This is a genomic window from Methylobacterium sp. Leaf94 (assembly GCF_001426045.1).
Taxonomy (GTDB): Bacteria; Pseudomonadota; Alphaproteobacteria; order Rhizobiales; family Beijerinckiaceae; genus Methylobacterium.
In genome coordinates, this window is record NZ_LMRM01000014.1 from 73,793 (window position 1) to 82,656 (window position 8,864).

6 protein-coding genes and 1 pseudogene are annotated in these 8,864 nt (G+C 61.2%); 3 read left to right on the forward strand and 4 right to left on the reverse strand.

Going from position 1 to position 8,864, the window contains the following annotated elements; translation table 11 throughout:
• Positions 1 to 45: 45 nt before the first annotated feature.
• Complete coding sequence (locus ASG63_RS10955; protein ID WP_056215930.1) at positions 46 to 1,440, reverse strand: flagellar hook protein FlgE; 1,395 nt, start codon at positions 1,438 to 1,440, stop codon at positions 46 to 48.
• A gap of 252 nt (positions 1,441 to 1,692) precedes the next feature.
• Here ASG63_RS10955 and ASG63_RS10960 point away from each other — a divergent pair, with 252 nt between their 5' ends.
• Positions 1,693 to 2,160: a BLUF domain-containing protein gene (locus ASG63_RS10960; RefSeq protein WP_056215933.1), complete on the forward strand. Its 468-nt coding sequence runs from the start codon at positions 1,693 to 1,695 to the stop codon at positions 2,158 to 2,160.
• A 55-nt stretch (positions 2,161 to 2,215) separates the two neighbouring features.
• Complete coding sequence (locus tag ASG63_RS10965; protein WP_056215936.1) at positions 2,216 to 2,668, forward strand: response regulator; 453 nt, start codon at positions 2,216 to 2,218, stop codon at positions 2,666 to 2,668.
• 439 nt (positions 2,669 to 3,107) lie between these two features.
• On the opposite strand, the gene ASG63_RS25205 is transcribed toward ASG63_RS10965, so the two are convergent.
• The 3 genes from ASG63_RS25205 to ASG63_RS10970 form a co-directional block, all read right to left on the reverse strand.
• On the reverse strand, positions 3,108 to 4,883 hold the full coding sequence (locus tag ASG63_RS25205; protein WP_156394154.1) for a relaxase/mobilization nuclease domain-containing protein: 1,776 nt from the start codon (positions 4,881 to 4,883) through the stop codon (positions 3,108 to 3,110).
• Positions 4,880 to 5,224, reverse strand: coding sequence for a hypothetical protein (locus ASG63_RS25210; RefSeq protein WP_156394155.1), 345 nt, complete (start codon positions 5,222 to 5,224; stop codon positions 4,880 to 4,882). Before ASG63_RS25210 ends, ASG63_RS25205 begins: the two co-directional genes overlap by 4 nt.
• Positions 5,225 to 6,370: 1,146 nt before the next feature.
• Positions 6,371 to 7,294, reverse strand: a complete 924-nt coding sequence (locus tag ASG63_RS10970) for an alpha/beta hydrolase (protein ID WP_244479872.1) — start codon at positions 7,292 to 7,294, stop codon at positions 6,371 to 6,373.
• 549 nt (positions 7,295 to 7,843) lie between these two features.
• On the opposite strand from ASG63_RS10970, the pseudogene ASG63_RS10975 reads away from it, so the two are divergent.
• Positions 7,844 to 8,848, forward strand: a pseudogene (locus ASG63_RS10975) (IS481 family transposase).
• Positions 8,849 to 8,864 lie beyond the last annotated feature (16 nt).

The following is an 8,864-nucleotide window of genomic DNA, read 5'->3' on the forward strand; positions in this document are numbered from 1 at the left end:
AAGCCCCTCCCCTCGGTGTCGGATCGCGTCCGGTGTCAGGCGTCCTCACCGGATGATGTTGATCAACGCGGACATCATGTCCTGGGCGGTCGAGATAACCTTCGTATTGGCGGAATATGCCTGTTGGGTTACGATCATCTTAGAAAACTCGCCCGCAATGTCGGTATTCGACTGCTCCACGTTGCTGCCGACGACGGTGGTTCCGTTCAGTCCGACGAGGGCCGTGCCGGACTCGAGGGTCTGCTGATAGGTGCCGTTCGAATTCGCCTTCAGGCCGTCCGAGTTGGTGAACTGCACCACCTTGATGTTCGCCAGCGCGATGGTGTTGCCGTTGCTGTAGGTACCGGAGACCTTGCCGTCGGTTGTGATGCTGAGGCCGGTGAGTGTCCCCGAGGTGTAGCCGTCCTGAGTCTGGGTATTTGTCGTCACGGTGCCGCCGGCCGAGGTGTAGGCCGTCAGGCCGCCGCTGCCGTAATTGAGCTGAATGTTGCCCAGATTAACGTCGCCGACCGTGAGAGCAGGAATGGTCACCGCGTTGGAGGCTGGCGAAATCAGCTGACCGCTGCTGTTGAACTGGAAATCCGTACCGGCATTGACCCAGGACGTTCCGGAATCCGACACGGTGCTCTTGTCGGCATAGTACAGATTCCAGACATCGTTGGTCGCCGGGGTCGCCCCGTTGGCCGCTGCGCCGTTCTGAACTTTCGCCCACCGCATCTGGATGCCGACTGGTCCACCGCTCGGCGTGTAGGCGGTGAGTGCCGGCCCAGCGATGCTGGTTGCAACGAATTTCTGTATGTCTGCCGGATCGGAGATTTTGACCTGCGCGCCCGTCGAACTCGCTCTCCACGCGGAATCGCCGATGAGTTCCGAGTTCGGCTTGTTGGCGTCCGCGGCGGATGTCGCTGGCGTCTTGGGCAGGTTGGCCGAGTAGGTGATCGTTGTGGTGGCGTGCGCCGGTATGATCGAATTCGAAACCTTGATCGGTCCTTCTCCGGTCGCTTGTCCGGTCAGCGGGTCTAGGCTGCTGCCCTTGAGATAGGCGCCCCCGCCGTTGACGAGGTACCCGTCCTTGTCCAGAGCGAAGTCGCCGCGTCGCGTATAGGAATCGCCGGTCGCGAAGTTTGACTGGCCGTTGGCGTCGCCGGACTTGGTGGCCACGGCGAAGAAGCCCTCCCCGTTCAACGCCATGTTCGTGCCGATGTCGGTGGCGTTCAGGTTGCCCTGCACCGTCGTGGTCTGGCGAGAATTCGCCGCGACCGATCCGGCGACCTGCCGGCTCGGCGTCTGCTGCTCGGCGACTAGGTCGACGAAGCTCGTATCGACCCGCTTGAATCCGGTCGTTTGGGAATTCGCGATGTTGCCCGAGATGTTGTCGAGCGAGAACGCCTGCGCCTTGAGGCCGGAAACGGCCGTCTGCATCGCGGTGAAGACATCCATGGCCGAAAACCTTGCGTCACGGTGGCAGTGCCGGCGCGTTCCCGCACGGCTTCAGCCTCATCGAGCAATCGGCATGCCATGGGCAAGTCGTTGATTATCCGTCGATATCCGTGACCGGTACCCGGCAGGAATCGTACTTTGCTTCGTCCGATCGGCAGCTTTTGCCGGGTCAACGGTCGCAGGCGAGGTCGTTTACGTGCCGTTATCGTCGTCGCGTCTAAGGTCGCCGGAACAAGGTGGTGGATCGAAATCATGAGAGCCAAACGGTCGACCCTCGTCCATCTGATCTACTTCTCGCGACTCAACCTCGCGGCGGACGCGGCGACGCGCACCCGGCAGATCGGCGAGATCACGCGGCAGGCGCAGAAGAAGAACGAGTTCTCGGTGATCACCAGCTTCCTGCTCATCGAGCAGAACTTCGCTGCGCAGGTCATCGAGGGCGAGCGGGCTTCGGTGAGCGAGACCTTTGCCCGGATCAGCAACGATTCGCGGCATCGTGACGTGCAGATCGTGGAATGGCGCGAGATCCTGAAACGCGAGTTCGTGAATTCGTTCACCACGGGGATCAGAAGCCAAGTCAACGACGCCATCTTCCAGAAAGCCAACCTGCTCCCGATGTTCCAGCGCGGAACGCCGAAGGGCATCGCGATCCATGCCCTCGCGGCGACGCTTCAGGCGGAGTCGATGACGAAGCAGGGTATCGACCACCTTTTCGTCTGATGCTGCGGTTGCGTGGCGCGCCGTCGTCGCCCCGTCCTCAAACCCGTGAAATTTCATGAGCGATACGCCCGCGATCCTCATCGTCGATGACCAGGAGAAGTTGCTCAAGCTGGTCATCCTGCTGATGAATCGGCTCGGCTTCCCCGATGTCGAGGGTGTGACCGATGCGGTCACGGCCCTCGAGCGCATGCGGGAGCGCCGCTACGCGCTCGTGATCTCCGATCTCGACATGGAGCCGATGGACGGCCTCTCGTTCCTGCGGGAGATCCGGGCGGACGACGCCCTGATGAACACGCCGTTCCTGCTGACGGAAGCCTCGTTCGACTTCGAGGACATCAATCTCGCTCACCAGGCCGGGGCCGACGCCTTCATCCTCAAGCCCTTCGACATGTCGGTGCTGAAGGCCAAGCTGAAGCAGGTCATCAATCGCAAGCCGCGCCGGCGCGAGGCTCCGCTGGCCACCGAATCGGCCCTGAGCATCGACTTCCCGATGCTTGGAAAATTTTGATACTTGATGATCGTCGGTGTTATCTCTTTATTGTAATGGCTGATACATTACATAATCTGAAACATAAGTCAGCCATTCAACAGTCGGAGAAAGATATTATCCATAAGTAAAGTAATATTGCAATGTGATTTTTATATTTCAAAGAGCAGAAAATATTCTAGTATTAGATTGTAGTAAGTAGAATTCTTTTATTTCAGAAATTTATATTTGGGCCTGTACTGTAAATAGTTCATCAATGTGGATATATATGTAGCCTGATACTGGAGATAATCTCGTACGCTGCCCGAAACGTCTTTCGGAAGTTGCCGGAGCTGCAACGGATTAATCGGAAACTGTTTCCGACAGGATGCGATGCAGTTGGAGTTTTTCTCTCCCACCGCCTCGATCTCCGCGAGGGACTATGGAACGGTGTGAGGACCTTGGTTCAGAAGAGTTCGGGTCACATGCCTGGGGCGTTGAAATGCCTCTCGATCGTATCTTGGATCTCTCCTCGAGCGGCATGGAGGTAGGTGTGGTCCTCCGATACGCCGTCCGGTCCGTTCGTACCGCATCGAGGACCATCGACACGGGCGCGACGCAACTCGGCGACGGCTGCCTCAATTGCTGCTGTGCCGCTCGATGCCAACCACGGATCATCGCCGAGAACTGCCCGTTGATCGTTCCACCGATAGAGTTCCGTTAAAAGGCCACGCTCCTCGAGCTCTCGGCTGGAAGCATCTCGAACGAGGAGATCGGCGTAGACTTTCTTGTCGGCCTCTATTTGCGCTTTGACCTTAGCGCGCTCCTCAAACGCGTTCTTCCGAAAGGTTTTTGCCTCAACGAGTACGGCTTCAGCCCGCGCGATTTCCGCTTCATCGCGTTGAGCCGCCGTTGGTTGCCTCCGGACCCACGCCAGGACCTTGTGAGCTGGCGCCTTGAAGCCGGATGTCTGCCGTTCCCTCTTGGCCTGGGCGATTTTCGCATCAATGAGCTTGCTTTCCGCCTGTACCTCGGCAGCCGAAGCCAGGGTCAAGGTCTCACCGGCCTGACGAAGCGCAAGACCTCGGCTCTTAGGTCCGGGCGGCCCTTTACGCAGTGTTTCGAGCGCTTTTTGGACCTTTGCTCTTTCGCGATCGATGTACCCCAGGGTTGTCCAGTATGCCTTGGCCGCCGTGTGATCAGCTTGTGCTTCGGTCTGTGTCGGGATCCATCCCCTGGTGTTCCATCCAAAAATCTGGGAGGGGATGCGTCCGATCGCATAGGTCAGGACGAATGCGTCGAATGGTTCGGAAAGAGGCGTATGGGCGCTTTCCTTATGCTCTGTTGAGGAGGTGGTATCGCCGACCCAGATCTCCCCGTCATGCGATGTTGTCGATACCGCAGCAGGAACATCGTTGAGCCGCTCAGCAACCGCTTCCACGGGTAAACTAAGGAGGCGGTTGAGATACTCGATCGGGTGCTCTCCGGCATAGATGAACCATTTTCCGTCGTGCTCAAGCAAGAGGCGTAGGCCGGCTTCCGCCAGCGCTGCTTTAAACCCGAGCGCGGAATCGCTACCCTGCCACGCCGCGATCACCGCAGCGCGCAGGCGAGGCGCGGACAGACCCTGACGCGCAAGGCGGCCGCGGAGGACACTGCTCAGACCAGCGGATGGAAGCTCAGCCGGTCGGTCTTGCCGGACGCGAGTGGCTAGCTCAACATCCCCTCGTTTTTCCAGGTACGTGGCAATCGCGTCCGTGTGCCGGCTCGCCGTTAGCGGCTCCCCGAATCTCGCCTCGAAGGTCGCGCGTGCTGCCTCCAGCCGCGGAAACAGATGGGAGCTGTTCAGACAACGCCCATTCGGACCGACATTGGCGACGAGCAGATGCCAGTGATAATCGGCGGCCCCTTCGCCGCGCGCCCGGGGTTTGCCGGTGTGTGCGACGACGACATGTAAATGATCTTGCGCACCAAGGGCCTCCAGGGTGAGCGAGACTGCTGCATCGCATTGCTCTGCTCGCTGCTCATTCGGTACCCCGGAGCGAGGGTTCAGGGTGAAGTGATAATATGCGATGCGCGCGGTCGTTGCGGCACGGAGTGCATCCATATCCGCCAATGTTTCTGCCGGCGTCTCCGCTACACTTCCGACGATCCGCTCGACGGTAACGCTCTGACCATCCGTCGTTAGTGCGAGATGGGCCACGAGATCTCGTGTGTCTCGACGGCTACGGCCAGCGCCATAGCTCGTGATGATCATGACCGCCTCGGCTCGACGACGGCGGCGATCAATTGGCGGGTCGCTCTGAGTTCGGTCAGCAACTGGTCGGCGATAGCTGCTTCCTGGCCCGGCCGCTTGGCCAGGGCTGCTGCTGCTTCCGCCATTGGTTGGAAGGCAACAACGAGTTCCCGAAGCAGCGCGATACGCGTCCTGCGTGCAGAAACTTTGCCCTTTGCACACTGGGCGTCGGCTAGAGCAGCCTCGCGTAGAAAGCTTGAAACTCCCATCCCTTCAGCTGCCCGCGTCAGTACGTCACACTCATCCGGGGTCAGCCTCACAGAGACGACCCGCACTCGTTTTCTGATCTCTGATTTGTTCATCTCCAACTCCATTGCAGGGGCTTCGGCGGTATGACCGTGACATTGCTGGCACGCTCTCAACCGTGGCCGTTTTTCTAGGTTGGAGACGGCTCCTGAAAATCGCAAAGGTATGCATCGGACATCTTAGCCGATGAGGGGAAGCAGGTCCCTGAAGCCCGAACTCAGTCGATTGCCTCTTGCGACGCGGTCCACGAGCCTTCCGGATACGAGGAGGCATTCCCTATGCGCGCCATATTCAACCGGCCGACTTTATCGAACCGTTTCGACATCGACACTCTGCCCAAACGCACGTTCGAGGAGAGCCTCCGCCGCGAACTGGGTTGGGGTAGCCAGGATGCATGGGTCATTCACGGGAAGATCGAGGTTTGCTCGGCGTTCGTCGACCAGGTAACAGGAGCTCGCCTCTCGGTCGCAGGCCGTCCCAATGGCCGCGTCCTGAGCGTCACCCACCATGTTTGCGGATTGGCGAGGGCTCGCGCTCCCTACGGGTGCGTAGACTCGCTCGCCTGGGCCTATCAGAAGATGAGAGAGGGCCAGTCCCAGTGGGGGAACGCCGTAGCTTTGGCGGTGGTCAGATTCGTGGATGGATGCCTGTCCTTGACCCTGCTTCTAATCCCCAGTGATGAAAGCCTTCACGCTCGGCTGCAATTCAACCCCACCGGCAAAAAGAAGAGTCCTCGAACGGCTCCCTCCGGTAAGCCTAGGCAGAGGCGCGTGCCCTCCAGCCGAACCTCGATCATGACCCCTAAGCCAATAACCGTCTTTTCCGAGCCGAGCGTGCCCCTGATCGAAGCCCAGCAGTCCGTTTCTCCTATAGGACGCCACGTCGGCGCTGCGACTGGCCAGCAGCCTTTCAGCGAGCCGTCTCGGACATTCGAGATCGGTGCTACTTTTGGCGACCCGAGCGTAAATCTTGCAGATTGGCCTCTGCCATGGCACCAGATAGGGTCCTCGTCCACGCTTCCGCATGGTAGAACATCGCCTAATCAGCGGGGCATGTCGCTGCCCATTCATCAATTGATTAGACGTGCTGTCCCTCCACGTCGGTTCGGACGCGATCAGGGTTCCACGCGACCGCCTCACGAGGTCGATCAAACGATGTCCGCGCGTGATCGCCCTCATCCCGACCCCGGTTGGGGTAAACCGCTAGCGCCCGCTGCTTCCGAGGGCCCGCACCTGTGCGCCGGCGAGATCTACTATCGATCCGACGGTGTCACGCAGGCCGGATCCGACGTTCGAGAGATGCTCGCCGTAGGTCTCGTGGGTCTGGGGATCGATCATGACTACCGGGGCGGCAACGGCCGGGGCTGCTCCGGTGGCGACCGTGGACGCGGCGCCGGCCGCTGCGCTGACCAATCGGTCGCCAATGCCGATCCGCTCGTCCGTGATCGGCTGGCCGTCCGCGAGGCGCCCGCCGAGGAGGGCGACGACTTCGCCGCCGGCGAACTGGTCGTGGCTGAGGGCGTCGCGCGATTTGATCGAGGTCAGGTTCAGGACGGCGACGTTCTCGCGAGCGAGCTCGGAGCGGTAGGGCTCTGCACTCGGGTCGATGGCGCCCAGGCGCACGCTGTCGCCCCAGACGAGCCTGGAGACGGCCAGGGCTTGGTCGTCGCCGGAGACCATCAGCGTGAGCCTTGGGCGATACTTGCCCATGTCGTGGAAGGTGGCGCGGGCGAGATCCATGTCGACGTCGGGGGCGGCCAGGATGACGTTCCGGATCTTGGGGGCCGCCCTACGGCCGCGGATGGCCATCTGGCGCAGGCACTCGAGGGTGAGCCAGTTGCCCATGGAGTGGGCCAGGGCCGTCACTTCGCCGACGTTGGGATCCTTGGCGAGATCCCGCCGCAGCGTCTCGAGGGCGTTGCGCGAGAAGTTTGTGCTCTCCCGGTCGTAGCCGTAGGCGAGGACAGATCGGCGCGAGGGCCACGTGAAAAGCACGGGCGCGACCCCGGCGCCGTAGTCGTGCACGATCTGGGCGAAGCGGAGGACGGCGTTCTCGAACCTGTTGTCGAACCCGTGGACGAAGACGAGGACGTGGCGTTTCGCCGAGCCATGGACGGCACGTTGCATTCAGACCGGGACCTTGGCGCGTTCAATCGGATCGGCGCGCAGCGCGACGAAGTCGGTAGCAGGATTGCCGGGGACCGACTTCGGCCCCTGGACCGAGTTCGGATGGCGGATGGCGTCGGGCGGGATCGAGACTGTCTAATCAGTGTAGGTCACCGCCTCGCCGCACTGGCCCAAGAACAGCATGCCACGGTCGACCGTGGACTTACGGGTCGTGGCGACGAGCATGTCGCCCCGCGAGGCGTCCGCAACCTACACAGCACCAGCAACGCGCAGGAGAACGCCGGTGGGATGCTCGGCGCAGCCCGTCAGGTTCGAAAGGTACGACTGATGCCGCATGGAGGGACGCGCTATGGGACAGGTTCTTCACGGCAGCGCCACGACGACTGAGACGGTCCGTCGCGCAATCCAAGCTCGTCAAGAGAGCGTAGCTGCCGCAGTCCCTTGATCGCGTCGACCGGTTCGCTGCCGCCGCGCCGTACGCCCTGGGTACGACTGATGCCGCATGGAGGGACGCGCGGGTACGACTGATGCCGCATGGAGGGACGCGCTATGGGACAGGTTCTTCACGGCAGCGCCACGACGACTGAGACGGTCCGTCGCGCAATCCAAGCTCGTCAAGAGAGCGTAAGGGCCGCTGCCAAGCGCTACGGCATCAGCGCCACGACGGTGCAGAAGTGGCGCTCACGCCAGACCAGCACGGATGCGCGGATGGGGCCGAAGGAGCCTCATTCCACCGTGCTGAGCGTGGAGGACGAGGCGGTGATCGTGGCCTTCCGGCGGCATACCCTGCTGCCACTCGATGACTGCCTCTACGCGCTGCTGCCGAGCCTGCCGCATCTGACCCGCTCGTCCCTGCATCGCTGTCTGCAGCGTCACGGCATCAGCCGCCTGCCGGATATCGACGGCGACAAACCTAAGCGCTCGCGCTTCAAAGCCTACCCGATCGGCTACTTTCACATCGACATCGCACAGGTCAGCACCGAACAGGGCAAGCTGCACCTGTTCGTGGCCATCGACCGCACGAGTAAATTTGCCTTCGTCTAACTGCACGGACGAGCAACGCAACGCATTGCGGCAGCCTTTCTACACGATCTAGTCGCCGCCGTGCCGTACACGATCCACACGGTGCTGACGGACAATGGCATCCAGTTCACCGACAATCATCCGGTGGACGAGGAGGCTGAAGCCAAGGCGGCCGCCTACTGGGCGATCCAGGATCGGCCGCGCATCTACCGCTGGCACTCGTTCGATTGGGCCTGCGAGCAGACCAAGATCGAGCATCGCCTGACCAAGCCGCGCTGCCCGTGGACGAATGGTCAAGTCGAGCGGATGAACCGAACCATCAAGGACGCCACGGTCAAGCGCTACCATTACGCCAGCCATGACGAGCTCCGGCAGCACCTGCAGCTTTTCGTAGATGCCTACAACTACGGCCGTCGGCTCAAGACCCTGCGCGGCCTCACGCCCTACGAATTCATCTGCCACACCTGGACGAAAGAGCCAGAACGCTTCAGGCTCGATCCGTCACACCACATGCCGGGACCAAACACCTAGTGGGCGCTGTCATCAC

What these genes read in the sequence shown, in the direction of transcription:
- ASG63_RS10955 (WP_056215930.1), bottom strand. Translation starts at nt 1,440, where the DNA reads ATGGATGTCTTCACCGCGATGCAGACGGCCGTTTCCGGCCTCAAGGCG.
- ASG63_RS10960 (WP_056215933.1), top strand. Translation starts at nt 1,693, where the DNA reads ATGAGAGCCAAACGGTCGACCCTCGTCCATCTGATCTACTTCTCGCGA.
- ASG63_RS10965 (WP_056215936.1), top strand. Translation starts at nt 2,216, where the DNA reads ATGAGCGATACGCCCGCGATCCTCATCGTCGATGACCAGGAGAAGTTG.
- ASG63_RS25205 (WP_156394154.1), bottom strand. Translation starts at nt 4,883, where the DNA reads ATGATCATCACGAGCTATGGCGCTGGCCGTAGCCGTCGAGACACACGA.
- ASG63_RS25210 (WP_156394155.1), bottom strand. Translation starts at nt 5,224, where the DNA reads ATGAACAAATCAGAGATCAGAAAACGAGTGCGGGTCGTCTCTGTGAGG.
- ASG63_RS10970 (WP_244479872.1), bottom strand. Translation starts at nt 7,294, where the DNA reads ATGCAACGTGCCGTCCATGGCTCGGCGAAACGCCACGTCCTCGTCTTC.